Source organism: Xanthomonas sp. NCPPB 3959, from assembly GCF_056675575.1.
Map to the genome: position 1 here is coordinate 260,364 of NZ_JBWWVR010000002.1, position 19,136 is coordinate 279,499.

General features: G+C 64.5%; 18 protein-coding genes. 6 read left to right on the forward strand and 12 right to left on the reverse strand.

From position 1 onward, the window contains the following. Nucleotides 1-29: 29 nt before the first annotated feature. From AC1KVG_RS04110 to AC1KVG_RS04125, 4 genes are all read right to left on the reverse strand, one after another. A complete protein-coding gene (locus AC1KVG_RS04110; RefSeq protein ID WP_074056614.1) occupies nt 30-1,400 on the reverse strand; it encodes a pyridoxal-phosphate dependent enzyme in 1,371 nt (456 codons plus the stop codon). A 218-nt stretch (nt 1,401-1,618) separates the two neighbouring features. Beyond that, nucleotides 1,619-1,837: an HP1242/YdcH family protein gene (locus tag AC1KVG_RS04115; protein ID WP_002814034.1), complete on the reverse strand. Its 219-nt coding sequence runs from the start codon at nt 1,835-1,837 to the stop codon at nt 1,619-1,621. Nucleotides 1,838-2,173: 336 nt separating this feature from the next. Next, a complete protein-coding gene (locus tag AC1KVG_RS04120; protein WP_481093576.1) occupies nt 2,174-3,064 on the reverse strand; it encodes an OmpA family protein in 891 nt (296 codons plus the stop codon). Next, nucleotides 3,061-3,444 (reverse strand): DUF4398 domain-containing protein, encoded by a 384-nt coding sequence (locus tag AC1KVG_RS04125; RefSeq protein ID WP_115039715.1) that lies wholly within the window; start codon nt 3,442-3,444, stop codon nt 3,061-3,063. The genes AC1KVG_RS04120 and AC1KVG_RS04125 overlap by 4 nt, the downstream gene beginning before the upstream one ends. Before the next feature lie 98 nt (nt 3,445-3,542). Here AC1KVG_RS04125 and AC1KVG_RS04130 point away from each other — a divergent pair, with 98 nt between their 5' ends. Then, entirely contained in the window at nt 3,543-4,676 is a 1,134-nt protein-coding gene (locus AC1KVG_RS04130) for a PilT/PilU family type 4a pilus ATPase (RefSeq protein WP_006449645.1), read from the forward strand. Nucleotides 4,677-5,196: 520 nt separating this feature from the next. On the opposite strand, the gene maiA is transcribed toward AC1KVG_RS04130, so the two are convergent. Then, a complete protein-coding gene (gene maiA / locus AC1KVG_RS04135; protein ID WP_481093577.1) occupies nt 5,197-5,859 on the reverse strand; it encodes a maleylacetoacetate isomerase in 663 nt (220 codons plus the stop codon). Between the two features lie 55 nt (nt 5,860-5,914). Beyond that, nucleotides 5,915-6,973 (reverse strand): fumarylacetoacetate hydrolase family protein, encoded by a 1,059-nt coding sequence (locus AC1KVG_RS04140; RefSeq protein WP_193726383.1) that lies wholly within the window; start codon nt 6,971-6,973, stop codon nt 5,915-5,917. A 308-nt stretch (nt 6,974-7,281) separates the two neighbouring features. Here AC1KVG_RS04140 and AC1KVG_RS04145 point away from each other — a divergent pair, with 308 nt between their 5' ends. Further along, nucleotides 7,282-8,670, forward strand: a complete 1,389-nt coding sequence (locus tag AC1KVG_RS04145) for a DEAD/DEAH box helicase (protein WP_006450465.1) — start codon at nt 7,282-7,284, stop codon at nt 8,668-8,670. A 185-nt stretch (nt 8,671-8,855) separates the two neighbouring features. Here AC1KVG_RS04145 and AC1KVG_RS04150 read toward each other — a convergent pair whose 3' ends face one another. Continuing rightward, nucleotides 8,856-11,141: a transferrin receptor-like dimerization domain-containing protein gene (locus tag AC1KVG_RS04150; RefSeq protein ID WP_481093578.1), complete on the reverse strand. Its 2,286-nt coding sequence runs from the start codon at nt 11,139-11,141 to the stop codon at nt 8,856-8,858. 111 nt (nt 11,142-11,252) lie between these two features. Next, on the reverse strand, nt 11,253-13,874 hold the full coding sequence (locus AC1KVG_RS04155) for a TonB-dependent receptor (RefSeq protein WP_481093628.1): 2,622 nt from the start codon (nt 13,872-13,874) through the stop codon (nt 11,253-11,255). A gap of 279 nt (nt 13,875-14,153) precedes the next feature. Between AC1KVG_RS04155 and queD the strand changes: the two genes are divergently transcribed. Both queD and AC1KVG_RS04165 read left to right on the forward strand, forming a co-directional pair. Next, entirely contained in the window at nt 14,154-14,507 is a 354-nt protein-coding gene (queD, locus tag AC1KVG_RS04160; RefSeq protein ID WP_043888904.1) for a 6-carboxytetrahydropterin synthase QueD, read from the forward strand. Between the two features lie 193 nt (nt 14,508-14,700). Beyond that, nucleotides 14,701-15,063 carry a phasin family protein gene (locus AC1KVG_RS04165; RefSeq protein WP_481093579.1) on the forward strand — a complete coding sequence of 121 codons (363 nt, stop codon included), beginning with the start codon at nt 14,701-14,703 and terminating at the stop codon, nt 15,061-15,063. 200 nt (nt 15,064-15,263) lie between these two features. Here the strand turns inward: AC1KVG_RS04165 and AC1KVG_RS04170 are convergent, their stop codons facing one another. The 3 genes from AC1KVG_RS04170 to bioD all read right to left on the reverse strand — a co-directional run bounded on the left by AC1KVG_RS04170 (nt 15,264) and on the right by bioD (nt 17,116). Further along, a complete protein-coding gene (locus AC1KVG_RS04170) occupies nt 15,264-15,839 on the reverse strand; it encodes a PIN domain-containing protein (RefSeq protein WP_481093580.1) in 576 nt (191 codons plus the stop codon). Then, nucleotides 15,836-16,303, reverse strand: a complete 468-nt coding sequence (locus AC1KVG_RS04175; protein WP_168957174.1) for a helix-turn-helix domain-containing protein — start codon at nt 16,301-16,303, stop codon at nt 15,836-15,838. Before AC1KVG_RS04175 ends, AC1KVG_RS04170 begins: the two co-directional genes overlap by 4 nt. A gap of 138 nt (nt 16,304-16,441) precedes the next feature. Next, on the reverse strand, nt 16,442-17,116 hold the full coding sequence (gene bioD / locus AC1KVG_RS04180) for a dethiobiotin synthase (protein ID WP_481093581.1): 675 nt from the start codon (nt 17,114-17,116) through the stop codon (nt 16,442-16,444). A 118-nt stretch (nt 17,117-17,234) separates the two neighbouring features. Here bioD and AC1KVG_RS04185 point away from each other — a divergent pair, with 118 nt between their 5' ends. Both AC1KVG_RS04185 and AC1KVG_RS04190 read left to right on the forward strand, forming a co-directional pair. After that, nucleotides 17,235-17,717: a GAF domain-containing protein gene (locus AC1KVG_RS04185; protein WP_481093582.1), complete on the forward strand. Its 483-nt coding sequence runs from the start codon at nt 17,235-17,237 to the stop codon at nt 17,715-17,717. Next, complete coding sequence (locus AC1KVG_RS04190; RefSeq protein WP_481093583.1) at nt 17,714-18,106, forward strand: TfoX/Sxy family protein; 393 nt, start codon at nt 17,714-17,716, stop codon at nt 18,104-18,106. The genes AC1KVG_RS04185 and AC1KVG_RS04190 overlap by 4 nt, the downstream gene beginning before the upstream one ends. Nucleotides 18,107-18,223: 117 nt before the next feature. Here the strand turns inward: AC1KVG_RS04190 and AC1KVG_RS04195 are convergent, their stop codons facing one another. Further along, entirely contained in the window at nt 18,224-19,132 is a 909-nt protein-coding gene (locus tag AC1KVG_RS04195; RefSeq protein ID WP_481093629.1) for an alpha/beta hydrolase, read from the reverse strand. Between the last annotated feature and the right edge of the window lie 4 nt (nt 19,133-19,136).

Here is a 19,136-nt window from a genome sequence, read left to right on the forward strand (position 1 = left end):
CACACGGCGCTAACGATCACTGCATGCGATCACTGCACGCGGCGGCGCAGGTAGTTGAGCAGGTCGATACGGGTGATCAGGCCCAGGAACTGGTTGCCGTCCATGACGATGGCGACCTGGCCGCGGTCGAACACCGGCAGCAGCGCTTCGATCGGGGAGGCGACATCCAGGCGATCGAGCTTGCTGACCATGGCGGTGGAGATCGGATCGCGGAAACGCGCCTCGTCGCCATACACATGCAGCAGCACGTCGCTTTCGTCGACGATGCCGACCAGCTCGCCGTCGTCGATCACCGGCAACTGCGAGACGTCGTATAGCTTCATGCGCTGATAGGCGGTGGTCAGCAGGTCTTTTGGGCCCACTACCACGGTGTCGCGCTTGTTGTACGGGCGCAGGATCAGGTCGCGCAGATCGCCATGCTGCGGGCGCTCCAGAAAACCGTTGTCCAGCATCCAGTAGTCGTTGTACATCTTGGACAGGTACTTGTTGCCGGTATCGCAGACGAACACCAGCACCCGCTTGGGCGTGGTCTGCTCGCGGCAATACTTCAGCGCCGCGGCCAGCAAGGTGCCGGTGGACGAGCCGCCGAGGATGCCCTCCTTGGCCAGCAATTCGCGCGCGGTGTGAAAGCTTTCCGCATCGGTGATCGAATAGGCCTTCTTGACCCGCGAGAAATCGGAGATATCCGGCAGGAAGTCCTCGCCGATGCCTTCGACCAGCCAGCTGCCCGATTTTTCGCTGACCGTGCCTTCTTCGATGTACTGGGTCAGGATCGAGCCGACCGGGTCGGCCAGCACCAGTTCGGTATGCGGCGAGGCGGTGGCGAACGCACGCGACAGGCCGGTCATGGTGCCGGAGCTGCCGCAGCCGAACACGATCGCGTCCAGATTGCCGTCCATCTGCGCCAGGATTTCCGGCCCGGTGCCGAATTCGTGCGCGGCCGGGTTGTCCGGGTTGCCGAACTGATTGATGAAGTAGGCGCCGGGCGTCTCGGCGGCGATCTTGGCGGCCAGGTCCTGGTAGTACTCCGGGTGGCCCTTGGCCACGTCCGAGCGCGTCAGCACCACCTGGGCGCCCATGGCCTTGAGGTTGAAGATCTTCTCGCGGCTCATCTTGTCCGGCACCACCAGGATCAGCTTGTAGCCCTTCTGCTGCGCCACCAGCGCCAGGCCCAGGCCGGTGTTGCCGGCCGTGCCCTCGACCAGCGTGGCGCCAGGGGTCAGATCGCCGCGCTGTTCGGCCGCTTCGATCATCGACAGGCCGATACGGTCCTTGATCGATCCCCCGGGGTTGGCCGCCTCCAGCTTGAAGAACAGCTCGCAGACGCCGGTGTCCAGGTGCTGTGCCTTGACGATCGGCGTGTTGCCGATCAGTTCGAGTACGGAGGAGTGGATCGCCATCGGGATATCGTCGCTGCGCCGCGTGGGCTAGGCCGCCCATTATCCGACGAACGGCTGGGGAATGCTCATTCAGACTGGAAACGATCGCGCTCGCCTATGAACGAGCGTGCTCAGCCGCCGCTCCAACGGGCGCACACATAAAGACGCGGACGGTGGCGAGCCGACGAGGAGGCTGCCACCGCCCGCGGCGGTGAACTTGTTCTGGATGTGGGGAAGGATCAGTGCGTGAGCTGGTCGTACATCCGGGTGAGCTTTTCTTTGGCCTGCAATTTCTCGCGTTTCATCTGGCCCAAGGTCACGTCGTCGATCGGGAGCACCCCGAGTTCGGCATCCATGCATTTCTTGTTCAAGAGCTTGTGGCGTTGGTACAGCTGCTTGAACTCGGGATCGGACTTGACCAATGCGTCGATTTCGGTCTGCGGTTGCCCTTCGAACATGGCGTTACCTCCTTCACTTAAAACAAGAACGCCCCGGCCACGGATGGCACGGGGCGCAGCTTGGGGATGGAAGACTCGCGGATCACAATGGCAAGCGCACTGGCGGAACCAACAACCTTCCCACCGAATTGCGTTGTTGCGTGCCCTTGCGTCACTGGCCCGGCCCTCCGTACTTCCAGGCAGCGGAGTGCTGCCCGGGAGTACGACCCTACGCCGGTCGCGGAGGGGGTTCAAGGCCAGAACGGCTGCTTTTGCCGTTCCCTGTGTCAATCAGTGACCGCGGTTCAACCGGGCGTCATGCCCGGGTTAAAAGACCTTAACTTCCAACCACTTGCATTACGGCGAGACGACCACCTCGGCAGCGCGCGTCTTGCTGGCGGCAGCCTTGGTCCCGCTGACCTGCAAGCGTGCACTGGCCACACCAGCGGCGACCAGCGCATCGCGCACTGCTTCGGCCCGCTTCTTGGCCGTGGCTGCATCGCTGTCGAAACCGACAATGCTCACCCGACCCTTCTTGCCGATGTTCAGATATTCGGCCAGCGCCTTGGCCTGCCCTGCAGCATCGCCAGACAGCGCGGCCTTGCCACCGAACGCGCCGCTGCCCAACGAAAACACTTCGCCGCGGGGTTCGAACCTGGCGGACGGCAACTTGGCCCCGGACACCAGTTCGGCCTCTTCGTGCGCCAGTTGCACGGCTTTCTGCTGGGCCGCATTGAGCTTGGCAGTCTGCTTGCCGGCCACGCTGGTCAGCGCCAGCTCGGCGTCCTGGCGGGCCAGGGTTTCCTGCTCGGCCGCCTGTCGCATGCGCTCGGCCTCTTCGGCCTGGATCTGCGCCTGCACGCGCAGACGCTCGGCCTCCTGCCGGGCGCGTGAGGCATCCCGGCGGCTGGCTTCGATCAGCAGATCGTTGCGAGTGCCTTCCAGCCGATCCAGCTCGCGCCGCGCCAGTGCGGTGCGGGCGGTGCGTTCGGCGATTTCGACCCGGCGGTCGGCCAGAAATACCAGTTCGTCGCGGTCGCGCCGCTTGGCCTCGGCCAGCGCCGCCACGATCTGCTGCGCCTGCAGCCGCTCGAAGCGGGCCAGTTCATTGGTCTGCGGGTCGTTCTGCAGCGCAGCCAGGCGCCGGTTGAGCGCGTCGGCCTGCGGGTCGTCCTTGGCGGCCATTGCCAGCGACGGCAGTGTGGCCAGACTCATTACACCGATATAGAAAAGAGGACGCAGTTTCATCGGCCACCCTCCCCGGTGTTGAGGCTGTTCTGCAGCTGCGCCACTTCCTTGCGGCGCTGTTCCAGCTGGGCGCTGACCACCGCTTCTTCGCTGCGGGCCTTGGCCAGATCGGCATCGGCAGCAGCGCGCAAGGCGATCTGCGGCACCTGCTTGCGCTGGCGCTTGTCCAGTTGCGCCTGCTGGGCCTGCATCAATTCCTGTCGGGCCAGATTGACCAGATCGGGGGCGTATTGGTCGGCATCGGCCTGGGTGGCGCGTTGCACGGCCTGTTCGGCGGCGGTGAGCTCCGGTGCCACCTGGGCGGCAGCGGGAGAGGAAAGAACCATGAAACAGGCGATGCCATACAGGGATCGCCGCAAGTATGCGAAGCTAGCCGTCATTAGGGGAGCCGTAGCGAGAAGTCTCGAGCACGGCCATTGTCGGAAGCCTGCGGCGGACTTGCAACGAGACGCTGCTGTTTGTTGGGGAACCATTGCGCATGGATATCGGCTACTTCCTGAAGCTGATGACCGAAAAGAATGCCTCGGACATGTTTTTGACCACTGGCGCGCCGGTGTACATCAAGATCGAAGGCAAGCTCTACCCGCTCGGCAATACGGGGTTGCCGCCGGGGATGGTCAAGAAAATCGCCTACTCGTTGATGGACGAGGGCCAGGTGCCGCAGTTCGAGCGCGACCTGGAACTCAACATGGCCATCTCGCTGCCCGACGCCGGACGCTTCCGTGTGAACGTGTTCAAGCAGCGCGGCGAAGCAGGCATGGTGATCCGCGCCATCCGCAGCCGGATCCCGAGCATCGAAGAGCTCAATCTGCCGCAGGTGCTCAAGGACGTCATCATGACGCCGCGCGGCCTGGTGCTGCTGGTCGGCTCGACCGGTTCCGGCAAGTCGACCTCGCTGGCCTCGATGATCGACCATCGCAACAGCACCACCACCGGGCACATCCTCACCATCGAGGACCCGATCGAGTACCTGCACAAGCACAAGATGTCGATCGTGAACCAGCGCGAAGTCGGCCTGGATACCCACACCTTCCAGAGCGCGCTGAAGAACGCGATGCGCGAGGCGCCGGACGTGATCCTGATCGGCGAAATCCTGGATGCCGAGACCATGGAGGCGGCGATCGCCTTCGCCGAGACCGGCCACCTGTGCCTGGCAACACTGCACTCCAACAATGCCGACCAGACCATCGAGCGCATCCTCAATTTCTTCCCGGAAAGCGCGCACAAGAACGTGCTGATGAATCTGGCGCTGAATTTGCGTGCGGTGGTCTCCCAGCGCCTGGTCAAGGGCCAGGACGGACGCCGCCGCCCCGCCACCGAAGTGTTGCTCAACACGCCGATGATTCGCGACCTGCTGCGACGTGGCCAGGTGCACGAGGTCAAGGCGGCGATGGAAGAGTCGCTGGAAGAAGGCATGCAGACCTTCGACCAATGCCTGTTCCGCATGGTCAAATCCGGCGAAATCGAGCAGGAGGAAGCGCTGCGCGCCGCCGACTCGCGCGATGGCTTGGCGCTGAAATTCCGCCTGTCCGAAGGCGGCTCCGGCGAGCACGACCCGTACGCGGATTACGAGACCGCCGCAGCGCCCAAGATCAGCCACGGGTTTGTTTAGAGCGACCAACAAAATCTGGCGTGCGGCCGCCTGGCGGTGAGCGCAGTGGTTTGTTGGTCGCATCTTGTTGGATGCAGTCAAAAGTCCTGAGCAAAACGCCTGGTCGGTCGAGGGCGCGGTGCCCTCACCGCTCGCGGGACACGCCGTGAATCCGTCCCTGGAGGCTCAGTGGCGGCATCCGTGCCGCCACATGGTCCCGCAATCGGCGAGGACACCGCACCAGAAAGTCTGCTGGTTGCTTTGTTGAAAGCCATAAACACCGACCATCTCCGATGGTCCTTGCCCGCCCACCGTCGCGGGACCTTACGCGGCATGGATGCCGCGTAAGAGCCTACACGGACGTACTTGCGGCGTGTCCCGCGATGGTGGGCGGGCAAGGGCCCTGCAGCACTGCCGCAGATCAGCACCCTGCAGTAGACCGGCGTGAGCATCAGCGGCCGCACGCGCGTCGATCGCTCTGCGCGCCCCCGCATTGCGGGAGACTGCCCGAAGGGCAGATACAGCCGGCAACTCCCCGCATCTAAACTGCCACGTCAGGCTGCGTTTCAGGCCGCGCCGCATCGAACGCCGGCAGTGCCAGGCAGGCCTGTTCGATGCGTTGCAGGGTTGGATACGGCGTCAGATCGACGGCGAAACGGCGCGCGTTGTAGAGCTGCGGAATCAGCACGCAATCGGCCAGACCCGGCGTGTCGCCGTGGCAGAACGTGCCGGTGTGCAGGTCATTGCCCAACTGCGCTTCCAGTGCCGCAAACCCGCGTTGCATCCAGTGCTGCGTCCACTCCTGGCGTTGTGCGGCAGCCAGTTGCCATTCGCGTTCGAAAAACTGGGTGACGCGCAGATTGTTGAGCGGATGCACATCGCAGGCGATGACCTGCGCCAATGCACGCACGCGGGCGCGCTCGGCCGGCGCGGTGGGTAGCAACCGCGCACTGTCCGGGAACGCATCTTCCAGATATTCCAGGATCGCCAGCGACTGCGGAATCACCACCGCGCCATGCCGCAACGTGGGCACCAGTTCCTGCGGATTGAGCTGCGCATACGCCGGCGCGTGCTGCTCGCCGCCATCGCGCACCAGGTGCACAGGATGCGCGATGTAGGCCAGCGCCTTCAACTGCAGGCCGATACGCACGCGATACGCGGCGCTGGAGCGCCAGTACGAAAACAATTCCAGTGCCGCGCTCATGCCCTGCCCCGCGTGCAGTTGTTCGTAGCGAACTTCGCAAACGCCTTTGCCGATGTCATGGCAGCGGCTGACGTTCGATGCGCTGTTCGATCGCACCGAAGATGCTGGCGCCATCGGCATCGAACATTTCGATCCGCACCACATCACCGAAGGACATGAACGGCGTGCTCGGCTTGCCGTCGCGCAAGGTTTCCACCACGCGCTGTTCGGCAAAACACGAGGCGCCCAGCGTGGTGTCCTGATTGGCGATGGTGCCGGAGCCGACGATGGTGCCGGCCGACAGCGGCCGCGTTTTGGCAGCGTGGGCGATCAATTGGGCGAAGTCGAACTGCATGTCGTTGCCGGCTTCCGGCGCGCCGAACCAGGCGCCATTGACGTGGGTGACCAGCGGCAGATGCACCTTGTTGTCGCGCCATGCTTCGTCCAACTCGTCCACGGTGACGAACACCGGCGACAGCGCCGAGCGCGGCTTGGATTGCACGAAACCGAAGCCCTTGGCGAGCTCGGCCGGGATCAGGTTGCGCAGCGAAACGTCATTGATCAGCCCGACCAACTGGATATGCGCGGCGGCCTGCTCGGGCGAGGCGCCCATCGGCACATCGTCGGTGATCACCACCAGTTCGGCTTCCAGATCGATGCCGTGCTCCTCGCTGATCACCTTGATGGCGTCGCGCGGGCCGTAGAACCCGGCGCTGGTGGCCTGGTACATCAGCGGGTCGGTGTAAAAGCTCTCCGGCACCTCGGCATTGCGCGCACGACGCACCCGCTCCACATGCGGCAGGTAGGCGCTGCCATCGACGAACTCGTAGGCGCGCGGCAATGGTGCGGCCAGCGCCTGCAGATCCAGATCGAACACGCCATCGGCACTGCCCTCGTTGAGCGAGGCCGACAAGGCATTCAGGCGCGGCGCAACATTGCTCCAGTCCTCCAGCGCGCGCTGCAGCGTGGGCGCGATACCGGTGGCGCGCACCGCCGTGCGCAGATCGCGCGAGACCACGATCAGGCTGCCGTCGCGGCCGCCTTCCTTCAGGGAACCTAGCTTCATGACCATCCTGTGCTGTGGCTGATCGGCCGATTGTACGGCCTGCTGCAACACTGGTTGCAGTTGAAACAACTGACCCGTAGCCCAACCGATGAACTCGCCTTTTGTGCAGCGCGCCAAACGCGCGTACACTTGCCGGGTCTGCATGCGGCCGTCCGTTTCCCTTAGGGACAGCCGGCGAGGCCAGGATCGATCGATCCGCTCGCCCGCCCCACCCGACGCCTTTCGTGGTGCCGACAAACCCATCGCTCTTTGATTGGGTTGTTCCACCATCTCGCAGCGCGGTTCACGGGAACGCTCCGAGCCTCACTTTTTTGCATCTGCAATGCGTCTGCGCTCCGGGCTCTGCCTGGTGGCGACGCTTTACTTGGAGCTTCCTGATGTCTTTTGAATCCCTGGGCCTTGCGCCCTTCCTGCTGCGCGCGTTGGCCGAGCAGGGCTATGAAACCCCCACCGCGATCCAGCAGCAGGCGATCCCGCTGGTACTGGCAGGTCACGACCTGCTGGCCGGCGCACAGACCGGTACCGGCAAGACCGCCGCGTTCGGCCTGCCGCTGCTGCAGCACCTGGGCACCACGCCGCAGCCGGTCAACGGCCCGCGCAAGCCGCGCGCGCTGATCCTGACCCCCACCCGTGAGCTGGCCACCCAGGTGCATGACAGCCTGCGCGGCTACAGCAAGTACCTGCGCATTCCGAGCGCGGTGATCTACGGCGGCGTGGGCATGGGCAACCAGCTCGACACCCTGCGTCGTGGCGTTGATCTGCTGATCGCCTGCCCGGGCCGGCTGATCGACCATATCGAGCGTCGCAGCGTGGACCTGTCCGGCATCGAAGTGCTGATCCTGGACGAAGCCGACCGCATGCTCGACATGGGCTTTTTGCCGTCGATCAAGCGCATCCTGACCAAGCTGCCGCGCCAGGACCGCCAGACCCTGCTGTTCTCGGCCACGTTCGAAGAGAACATCAAGCAGCTGGCGCTGGAATTCATGCGCAACCCGATGCAGATCCAGGTCACCCCGAGCAACACCGTGGCCGAGAGCATCACCCACCGCGTGCACCCGGTCGATGGCGCCCGCAAGCGCGATCTGCTGCTGCACCTGCTGGCGCAGGACAGCCGCGAGCAGACCCTGGTCTTTGCGCGCACCAAGCACGGCAGCGACAAGCTGGCGCTGTTCCTGGAAAAATCCGGCATCAAGACCGCGGCGATCCACGGCAACAAGAGCCAGGGTCAGCGCATGCGTGCCCTGAGCGACTTCAAGGCCGGCCGTGTGACCGTGCTGGTGGCCACCGATATCGCCGCGCGCGGCATCGACATCAACGAGCTGCCGAAGGTCATCAACTACGACCTGCCGATGGTGGCCGAGGATTACGTGCACCGCATCGGCCGTACCGGCCGTAACGGCTCCACCGGCGAGGCGATCTCGCTGGTGGCGCAGGACGAGGCCAAGCTGCTGCGCCAGATCGTGCGCATGCTGGGCCGCGACGTGGAAATCCGCGACGTGCCGGGCTACGAGCCGCAGACCCCGATCCGTTGGGGCAACAGCGCGCCGGGCCGTGCCGAACAGCCGGGTGGCGATCGCGCGCCGCGCAAGAGCCACGCCCGTCGTCCGCATGGCGATGCGCCGCGTCAGGCGCATGCCCATGCCGGCCCGAAGAAGCCGGGTGGCCAGCGCAGCAGCGGTCCGCGTCAGGCCGGTGTTGCTGCCGGTGCCGGCGCAGGCCGTCGCGATGGTGGCCGTGGTGGTCAGCGTCCGAGCGGCACGCGCTGAATCCTGTGCGCCGGTGCGACCGGCGCTTAGGCATCCGGTGAACTGAAAAAAGCCGCCCTTCGGGGCGGCTTTTTTGTGGGCGCACGCTGAGCAATGTGGGCATGTCGATAACGGCGCATTTTAAAGGTGTGACGCAGCTTGCTCCCACACGAATGACACATGCGTGCCAGCGCGCGCTCGCTGCCCTAGCCTTCGATCAACGCCGTATTGCGATCGATCGCCTCGCGATACCGATCCAGCACCGCGGCGGTCTGCACGATGTATTTGCTCAGATCGTCCCAACGCCGGTCTTCCAGCGCTTCGCGAATGCCCGGCAAGGTCTTGACCTCGTAGCCGGTGGCAAGGCCCGGTGCGTAGATCAGGTTCCGGTACCACGGCCGGCCCGGCAAACCGCCTTCGACCAGCAGGGTCTGGTCGATGCGCTGCAGCGAGGCATTGAGCTTGCCGCGCACGCCTGCATCCAGGCTGCCGCCGCGCGATGCGAGTGCACCGTCGTAACGCTTGGCGCTGGTTTGCAAGCGCGTAATCGCCTGATCCAATGCGGCGAAGTCGATCTGCGGCACCGCGGCTTTCGGCTCGGGGGCACGCTGCGGGCGGTTGGGATTGTCGACCGCGGCGTAGGCACCGGCCTGCAACAACTCGGCCTGGGTACGTGCGGCAGTGCGATCGCTGTCGGCCTGCTGCTTGAGCTCCTGCGCGTAGCCGGCCACCGCATCGGCAAAGTCGCCGAAACGCTGCGGCAACACCGGTGCATTTGCCACGCGCAACACGGTGCGGCCTACGGTCTGCGACAACAGCGGCAGATAGCTGAAATCCGGATCGATATAGCGCGCGAAATAATCGTAGGAGTCGTACAGCGAGTGATAGACGCCGCTACCGCCGCCCTGCCCGCCGTAGCCCAGATCCAGCGTCGCCAGCCCCAGATGCTGCAGGAACGGGCTGTAGTCGCTGCCCGAGCCCAGCGCCTTGAGCGGCACATCGCCACCGGCCGCGACCTGCTTGGCGATGTCTTTTTGCGCCGGCTTGGCGGTCGGCGCCAAGGCATCGATGCGGGCACGTGCGCGTTGCCGTTCGAGCACGCTCACGCCGCTGTCGGGGTCGCGCAGATCCGCCGCCACCCCGTTGACCAGCCGTTGCAGCGCATGGCTGCCGCCGGCATTGAGAAAGCCACGTCCGTTGCCATCGGTGTTGACGTACAGCACCGCCTTGCGACGCAGTTCGTCGGCGTGCTGTTCGGCCCATTCGGTGGAGCCCAGCAAGCCGGCTTCTTCGCCGTCCCAGCTGGCATAGACGAGCGTGCGCTTGGGGCGCTGGCCTTGCCTGGCCAGTTCGCCGATCGCCTTGGCTTCGGCCAGCAATGCGGTGGTGCCCGACAAAGGATCGGCCGCACCGAACACCCAGCCGTCGCGGTGATTGCCGCGCACCACCCACTGGTCCGGATACTCGCTGCCACGCAAGGTGGCGATGACGTTGTAGATGGTCTTGCTGCCCCAGTCCGCGTCGACCTTGAGGTGCACGCGCGCGGTGTCATCCCCTCCGATGCGGTAGGTGATCGGCAAGGCGCCGCGCCAGTCCTCCGGTGCCACCGGCCCGCCCAGGGCGGCCAGCAAGGGCTGCGCGTCGCCCCAACTGATCGGCAGCGTGGGAATCTTCAGCACGCTGCCGGCCTGCTCGATCTTCAGGCGTTTGGCGCCCTTGCTTGCACCCACGCCCGGGGTAAGCGGATCGCCTGGATAGATCGCGAAGTTGGCGACCGAGCCGCGTTGCACGCTCCACTGGTTGCGCGCCGGGCCATCCGGATACGCCCGATCCTGAAAATAGCCGTCGTCGCGCGGATCGGAGTAGATGATCGCGCCGATCGCACCATGCTCCTGTGCCAGCCGCGGCTTGAGCCCGCGCCAACCTTTGCCGTAGCGGGCAATGACGATCTTGCCGCGCACGTCCACGCCGTTGCGCGCGAGCGCTTCGTAGTCTTCGGCGATGCCGTAATTGACGTAGACCAGATCGCCGGTGACATCGCCATTGCCGCCGTAGATCACATACGGCGGCAGCACGTTGTCGGTCTGGGTGGAGGTACTGTCGCCCGGCAACGGCGGCTCCTTGAGACGCGCGACATACGGCTTGGCGCCGAGCAGTTCCAGCTGCGAGGTCTTGGGCGAGGGCCACAGCACTTCGAAGGTTTCGATGCGTGCATCCCACCCGTAGGCGCGCAGGCGCGTTTGCAGATCGCGGGCGTTTTCCAGGTTATGCGGCGAGCCGACGTGGTTGGGCGCCGACGCCCATTGCTTCAACCAGCCGCGATAATCGGCGCCCTTCAATCCGCTATCAAAACGTGCTTCCAGCGCGCGTTGCGCCTGTGCTGCAGCGGTGTCGTAACCCTGCAGTGCGGCGGGTTGTGCCGCAGGTTGTGCGGCCAGGGCAGGCGCGACGAATGCCAGGGCGAGTAGCCAGGCGTGCTGCGAAGAGGTCATCGTAGTTCCTTGAATAAAGTGTCCGGGGTAAACGGTGATTGGTTTGATACAGGGCGCTGGCGAGCACACAGCCACCATCGCACGGCCGCACACGGGCCGTGCGAGCGCCGATCAGAAGCGATAGTCCAGGCCCACGGTGAAATAGCGCCCACGCAGGTCGTACTGGGTGAAGTCGTACGGCGCGCGAATGCCGGGGAACGAGGCATCCACCGGCGGCTGCTTGTCGGCCAGATTCTCGATCTTGGCGTAGAGCGTGAGGGTGTCGATGCCGGTGTAGCCCAGATACAGATCGAACTGGTTGTAGTCGCTCACGCGCGACTGCAATGCACTCGCTGCCGCGCTGGCCTTCTGGTCATAGCCGCCGGTGTAGTACCAGGTCAGCGCGGCACTGACGGTGCCCAGATTCCAGTCCAGCGTGGTGGTCGCCTTGTTGCGCGGCAACGAGGGACCGAGGTTGCTGCCGGCGTACTCCTGCAACGGGCCACCGACCACGGTGGGGCGGCGGTAATCGCGCACGTGGGTATAAGCGGTATTGAGACCGAAGTTGCCGGCCGCTTCGGTGCGCCAGCGCTGGCGCAATTCGACATCGATACCGGAGGTGGTCAGCTCGCTAAGGTTTTGATAACGGTTGTACACCGCCACCAGCGTGCCGCGCTCGTTGCGGATGACATCGGCCGGATCGTTGTTCTGCACGATGGTGGCGTTGTTGCCGGTGCCGACCAGATTCTCCAGTTCGATCTTGTACCAGTCCACGCTCAGGCTGGTGTCGGCCCACGGCGACAGCACCACGCCAAGGTTGTAGCTGCGCGTGCGCTCCGGATTGAGCTCGGTGTTGCCGACGGTGAAGAAGGTCGGGTTCTGGCGCGAGCCCGGCACGTCCGGATCGAACGGATCGACCACCGAGCCGTAGGAGATATTGGTGCTGGCCGCATTCTCCGACAGCGACGGTGCGCGAAAGCCACGCGAGGCGGCCGCGCGCACCAGCAACGCGTCGAGCGGCTGCCAACGCAGGCTAGCCTTGGGCGAAAACGCATTGCCGAAGTCGCTGTAATGATCGCCACGCCCGGCCAGTTGCAGTTCCAGCGATTGCAGCAGTGGCAGGTTGACCTCGGCATACAGCGCCGACACCTTGCGCTCGCCGTCCACCGCGGCAATCGCGGGGCGGATCTGCAAGCCTTGATCGATCTGCAGCGGATTACGCGAGACCAATTCTTCCTGCCGCCATTCGGCACCGGCGGCGAATCCGACGCTGCCGGCCGGCAGCTCGAACAGGTTGCCGGACACTTTCGCATCGACGCCGCGCAGCGTCGATTGCGCCGGGCGCAGCGTGCTGAGGTTGATGCCGTCGATCACCGATTGCGGCGTGGCCGATGGATCGAGCAGGTTGTAGCTGCCGTCGGCCAGCGCCTGCGCCAACGTAAAGCGATTGGCGAAGCCACCGGACACGGTTTCGTGCTCGGTGCTGCGCGCGGCGAACGCCGCCGCCTCCCAATCCCAGCGTTCGGTCTTGCCGCGCACGCCGCCGAGAAACCGGTAGGACTGCGAGCGATTGGTTTTGACCGTCTGGCCCAAATCGAAGAAGGTGTATTCGATCGGCACTGCGGTGCCGTACGGGTTGTACGGACTGGAGGCCGGCAGCAGGTTGGACACCGGCTCGGCCAGGCCGGTGGTGGCGTTCAAGGCGAAGCGGCCGCCTTCCAGGGTGAAGTACGGGCTGGAGCCGAAGATCGACACGCCCTTGACCTCGCTGTAGAGCGCCTCGCCAAAAGCTTCGACGGTGTCGCTCAGTCGGAAGGTGGCGTTGGTGTAGGCCTGATAGCGCTTGGTCGAGGGGATCAGCGTGGTGAACGGGGCCTGGTTGAAGCCGCAGGTGTCGCCGGCCAGGCCGTCGATCGGCGCGCTGGCGGTGAGCACCGTGCCGGTGGGGCAGTTGCCTTGCGCATCTAGCATCGGCACCGAGCGGCCGCCGACCAGATAGCGCGCGCCCTTGGCCGACCAGCCGTTCCAGCGCCCGCCAGGCAGATCGGTATAGATGCCTGAGCGGGTCAGTTCGCGCTGATCCTGATCCAGCCGGTCGCGGTTATAGGCGTCGAAACTGAAAAGGATGTTGTAGCCGTCGCTGTCCAGATCGCCGATGCCGCCGATGAACTTGGCGCGCTGGGTGTCCATGCCGCCCTGATCGGAGGTGCCGCCGCTGATGCCGAGTTCGGCGCCCTGAAAATCCTGCCGGGTGATGATGTTGACCACCCCGGCCACCGCATCGGAGCCGTACACGGCAGAGGCGCCGTCCTTGAGCACTTCGATGCGTTCCACCGCCACCAGCGGCAGCGCGTTGAGGTTGACGAAGGTGTCGCCCAGGCCATTGGCAGGAAAGCCGTAGTTGGCCAGGCGGCGTCCGTTGAGCAGCACCAACGTGTTCTTCTGCGACAGCCCGCGCAGGCCGATACCCGCCGAGCCCGAGGCCCACCCGTTGTTGGTGGTCTCGTTGGTGGCGTTGCCGGTGTTGGCGGAGATCGAGCGCAGTGCGTCGGCCACGGTGACCTTGCCGGACTGCTCCAGCTGCTGGCGGTCGATCACCTGCACCGGGTTCGGGCCTTCGCTGTCGGTGCGCTTGATGTTGGAGCCGGTGACGCTGACGGTGGCCAGGGTCTTGCCCGTGTCGGGTGTCGCGTCGTCGGCATGAGCGAGGGGAATCAGCGCCGAGAGAACGGCAAGGGACAGCAGGTAAGGCATAGGGCGCTTCACGCACGGCATCCATGAATGGGGGTTTTGCAGTGGGCCATGCGCGATTGATTAACAAAAATTACATAACTGCATAGGGATATGACGCGCTGTGACACCCGCTGGCAGCCAGACGCGGTAAGACGCGCGTCGGACGTCGTGCGCTGCGTATGGCGATTGAGCACAACGAGAACAACCGGTGCTGCTGCTTGTCTTCAAGAGCTCGCAGATGGGCTGTCTCGCAGCGATTGGCACAGCCCGAAAAGCACTGGCGCACTTACAATGGCGCGCATGGATATCTTCAAAGTCTTTACGCTCGAAGCCGCGCATCGGCTTCCCAATGTGCCGCCCGGGCACAAGTGCGCCCGCTTGCACGGGCATTCCTTCCGGATCGAGCTGCATGTCAGCGGCGAGCCGGGTGCCGAGACCGGCTGGATCATGGATTTCGGCGACATCAAGGCCGCCTTCAAGCCGATCTACGACCGCCTGGACCACCACTACCTCAACGACATCGAGGGATTGGAGAACCCGACCAGCGAGCGTCTGGCGATCTGGATCTGGCAGCAGCTCAAGCCGGCGCTGCCGCAGTTGAGCGAGATCGTGGTACATGAAACCTGCACGTCTGGCTGCCGTTATCGCGGCTGATCGCCTGGCGCAATCGTGTGACGCAAAGCCGCCTACTGGGCGGCTTTGCCGTTTCTGCGGCCTGGATAGTGCATTGATTCCAAGAGGTTTTTGAAGCCGTTTTGGAAATTTTCAGCAAACGTGTTGCATCGCAACAATATCCGCGTATGCTGCAACGCAACAAACGGTCACAGCATTCCCCAAGGGGTTCGCAATGTCGGCGCAGTTCGAAAACGGCTTCAGCAGTTTTGCTTCCGCAGCGGCACGCGCCAACCAGTTGGCGATGGAACACGCAGAAAACGCGTTTGGCCTGCAGCTGAAGACCTTGGAACAAAACGTGAGCGCGACCACCAGCTTCTTCGGTGAGTTTGCACAGGCACGCGACCTGGGCGCCTACCAGACGCTCTGGCCGAAGGGGCTGCAACTGGCCCGCGACAACCTGGAACGTCTGGCGTCGGTCAATCAGGAAGTGGTCGGCCTGGGCTTGAAGGCCTCCGATGCGCTCGGCCAACTGGCCAAGCAGCAGTTCGAGACCAACAGCGAGCATGCAACGAAAGGCAAGACCCGGCGCACGTAACCGCCACCAAAATTCAGCGTCTTTGCATGGGTCCCTCCCCCCATGCAATCCGGCCCGACAGATCCCTCCCTCTGTCGGGCTTTTTTATTGTCTGATCGCTGGCTTATCCCAAGTCATCGGACCATGCAGTCACCAAGACAGAGTCGCGGCCTCTCGACGGTTTTTCGTGCCGGTGTCGCTTTGCGATGCCCACCAGGCTGTCAGAGAACCGTGCGGTAAATGGTCAACGCTTTAACGGTCTGGACGAGTCCTTGTCGTAGTAGCACCTCCAGATAGCGCTCCACGTCCATCCCTGGATTGCACAGCTGTGCACGCTGGCGTTGAGCGGCAGAGACAACGGCCGCCTTGTCCAGATCGAACAGATTCTCAATGAACTCGTCCGGGTGCTGCGCCTCGATCCCAAAGGGGGCGAGCGTGGCGGACGGGAAATCTTTCAGGTTGAAGGTGACGATCACGCTGGCGCTGCAGCGGATCGCAGCGGCCAGCACGTGGCGATCGTTTGGATCGGGCAGATGCAGCGCCTCAATCAACGGTTCGTAGCCACTTACTAGGCAATCCGGAATGGCTCGGTCCATCAGCGCCGAGGTACGGTCCACCTGCTCTGCTGTGAGGTCGCGCCGGTTGAGCAATAAATTGCGCTTCCATTCCTGGTGAATCTGCACGCTCCAGCGCGCACGGAACCTGCCCGATAGTCCAAGCCACATCAACAAGTCCCGGAGCGGCGCCGGGTAAAGCACGCACGCATCGTAGACTGCAGTGAACGGCGAATGCCTCACTGATATCCCAGCGCCAGCTCCTGGGCCTGCGTGGCCAGTTCCTGCATGGCCTGCTCACTGGCGCGCTCACGTTCGCGCTTGAACTGCATCAGGTCGGCAAAACGCACTCGGCGATGTCTGCCGGTGCGGTGGAACGCCAGCGCGCCCTCTTCCATCAACTTGACCATATGCGGCCGGGAAACGTTCAGCAGATCGGCAGCTTCCTGGGTGGTCAACTCGGCGTGGATGGGCACCACCTGCACCGCATTGCCATCGGCGAGCTCGGCCAGGATATCCATCAGCAGACGCAGTGCGGAGGTGGGCAATTCCACCTGATGGGCCTGGTTTTGGTCGTCGAAGATCTGGATGCGCTGGGTTTCGAAGCTGGTGGCAAGGTAGGCCGCCAAGGCGCGTTGGCCTTGCACTGCAGCGGCGACCTCGCGCTCGACAGGCAGGACCATCTTGGACGGAGCAATGTTCGACATGTGAGCACGCTGGTGCAACGGAAACGGGGTCCAGCATAAACGAAATGCCGGATATCCGAAATAAACGAAACATATTTCTTGTGATGGCGTGCTCTCTCTCGCCATCCTGAGATAGCTACCCGCCTGATTGCCCCCACCTCACTGCGGCAGCTGCAGCCCCTTGGCCTGGGTTGCAGCGTCGGCACCCGGACGCCATGCGATCCGGCCCAAGCACGGCATCGTCAGGCGCTGGCGCAGCATGTCGATGTTCTCTTCGATGCGCTCCATCTGCGGATCGATTTCGTTGGCGATCCAGCCGATGCACTCCAGCCCATCGGCGGCGATGGCGGCGGCAGTCAGGCGCGCGTGATTGATGCAGCCCAGCCGCACGCCGACCACCAGCACGACGGGCAGCTTGAGTGCGCGGACCAGATCGGCCTGGTCCAGATCGGCGCTCAGCGGCGCGGCCCAGCCGCCGACGCCTTCGACCACCACCACCTCGGCCTGCGCGCGCAATTGCGCGAAGGCGCGGGCGATCGGCTCCAGCGACAGGGTGACGCCGACATCGGCCGCAGCCAGCTCCGGCGCCAGTGGGGCCGGCAAGGCATAGGGATTGAGGGTGGCGTAGTCGGGTTGCGGGTCGCTGGCGGCCTGCAGCGCCAGGGCGTCCTCGTTGCGCCAGCCGTGCGCGGTTTGCTCGCAGCCGCTGGCGACGGGCTTCATGCCCACGGCGGTGTGCCCGCGTGCGCGCAATGCGTGCAGCAACGCGGTGCTGCCCATGGTCTTGCCGATGCCGGTGTCGGTGCCGGTGACATAGAACGCCGAAAGCTGCATGCGTTTGGTTCCTGCGGCCACGCCGCGGTTGCAGTGAGGGCGCGCAGCATAGCGTGCGGATCCGAACGGAACGCTGAGTCGCAACGACCCTGCGGATGGCCGCTGCTAGACTTCGGCCATGTTCACAACTTCTTCGCTGACCGGCAGCAAGCCGGAACAATACGCCCAGCTCACCGCCCAGGCCCAGGCACTGGTGCATGGCGAGCCGGATCGGATCGCCAATGCGGCCAACCTGGCCGCCCTGATCTTCAACGCGTTGCCGTCGCTCAACTGGGCCGGCTTCTACTTTTACGACGGCCGCGAGCTGGTGGTGGGGCCGTTTCAGGGCTTGCCGGCCTGCGTGCGCATCCCGCTGGACAAGGGCGCGTGCGGCGCGGCCGCCAGCACCCGGCAGAGCCAGCGCATCGCCGATGTGGAGGCCTTCCCAGGGCATATCGCCTGCGATTCGGCGTCGCGCTCGGAGCTGGTTATTCCGCTGGTCAAGGGCGATGCGCTGATCGGCGTGCTGGATCTGGACAGCCCGGAGCTGGATCGCTTCGATGCCGACGACCAGCGCGGCCTGGAAGCCATTGCGCAGGTCTTTGTCGGCGCGCTGACGTGACCACCGAACGGCTGCGCAACATCGGCCCGAAAAGTGCGGCGTGGCTGCGTCAGGTAGGCTTGCGCACGCAGGAGGATCTGCAGGCGGTGGGGGCGGTGGGCGCGTTCGTCAAAGTGCGCCGCGCCGGCTTCAAGCCCAGCCTCAATCTGCTGTATTCGCTGGAAGGCGCGTTGACCGACTGCCATTGGCAGGAAGTGCCCGAAGCGCGGCGGCATGCCTTGCTGGCCGAGTACGAAGCGGCCAGCGCCTTGCTGCCGGTGCGTGGGCGCGCGGTGGGTGGGCCGGTGGAGACCGTGCACTACGCGCGGGCCGATAACGACGATACGCATGGCGAGATGCGTGAGGCAGCCGATGACGATGCGGCAACAGGCGAGACGCACGACGATTGAGCGTCTGTGCCGGGTTGCAGCAGCTGCGTGCACGTGGCGATGGTGATGCGATCGGCAGCAGCGTGATTGTTGGTTTTCTCTAGCGATCAATCTTCGATCGATCGCTAGATGGCGTCATCAACGCGTCGCTGCATCCCGTAACGTTGGCGCAAGCGATGCACCCAGCGTCTGACCATGGCTAAGGCCGGGTAGCGGTTGGTACTCGGCGGTGAGGCCGGGTAACGACGACAACAGCGTGACGAGATTCTGTGCAGCGTGTGGATCTGCACGCGGCCGCCCGGGGCGATCTGGTGCTGCATCTTGTCCCGGTGGCCTGCCCTCGCCTGCCATCAGCGTCAGACGACGCTTCGATGGCTGCATGTCTGCAGAAGCTGCTTGTGCCTGATCCACCACGCGCCGCGCCTGCTGGACGATAAACCCATCGCCCCACCACAGCGATGGATCGACCGCGACGTAGTGTTGAAACAGCTGCGGCTGCGTCAACAACATCTGCAGCACGAACAGCCCGCCATACGAATGGCCCCATAGCGTTTGCCGCTGAGGATCCACCGACACGCGCGCTTCCACCTGCGGGCGAATGCGTGTGGCGATCAGTTGCGCGAATGCGGCCGCGCCGCCGGTCCTACGCTGCGGATTCAGCGGATCGGTTTCCACACGGCCATCGGTAAAACGCGCAGGCGTGTAATCCAGACTGCGTCCGACCGCGTCGATGCGCAGCGCACTGTCGTCGGCGATGAACACCAGCACCGGTGCAGCGCCGTGCGTGGACAGGCTATCAAGCAGGCGCTCATCCAGTTCCATCAATGCCGCATTGCCATCCAGCAGATACACCACCGGATATCCCGCAGCGGGCGGCGCTGCCTTGGGTGTGGCAATCCGTACGCGGTAATGGCGTTGGGCATCGGCCGAGTCCAGACGCAACGCGCTGAAGCCATACGAGGCGCTGGGACGATCGGCAACGGTGCTGCCGAGCGTGCGAGTCAGATCCGGCTGCGCGAACGCAGGTGCTATACCGACGATCCACATCAGC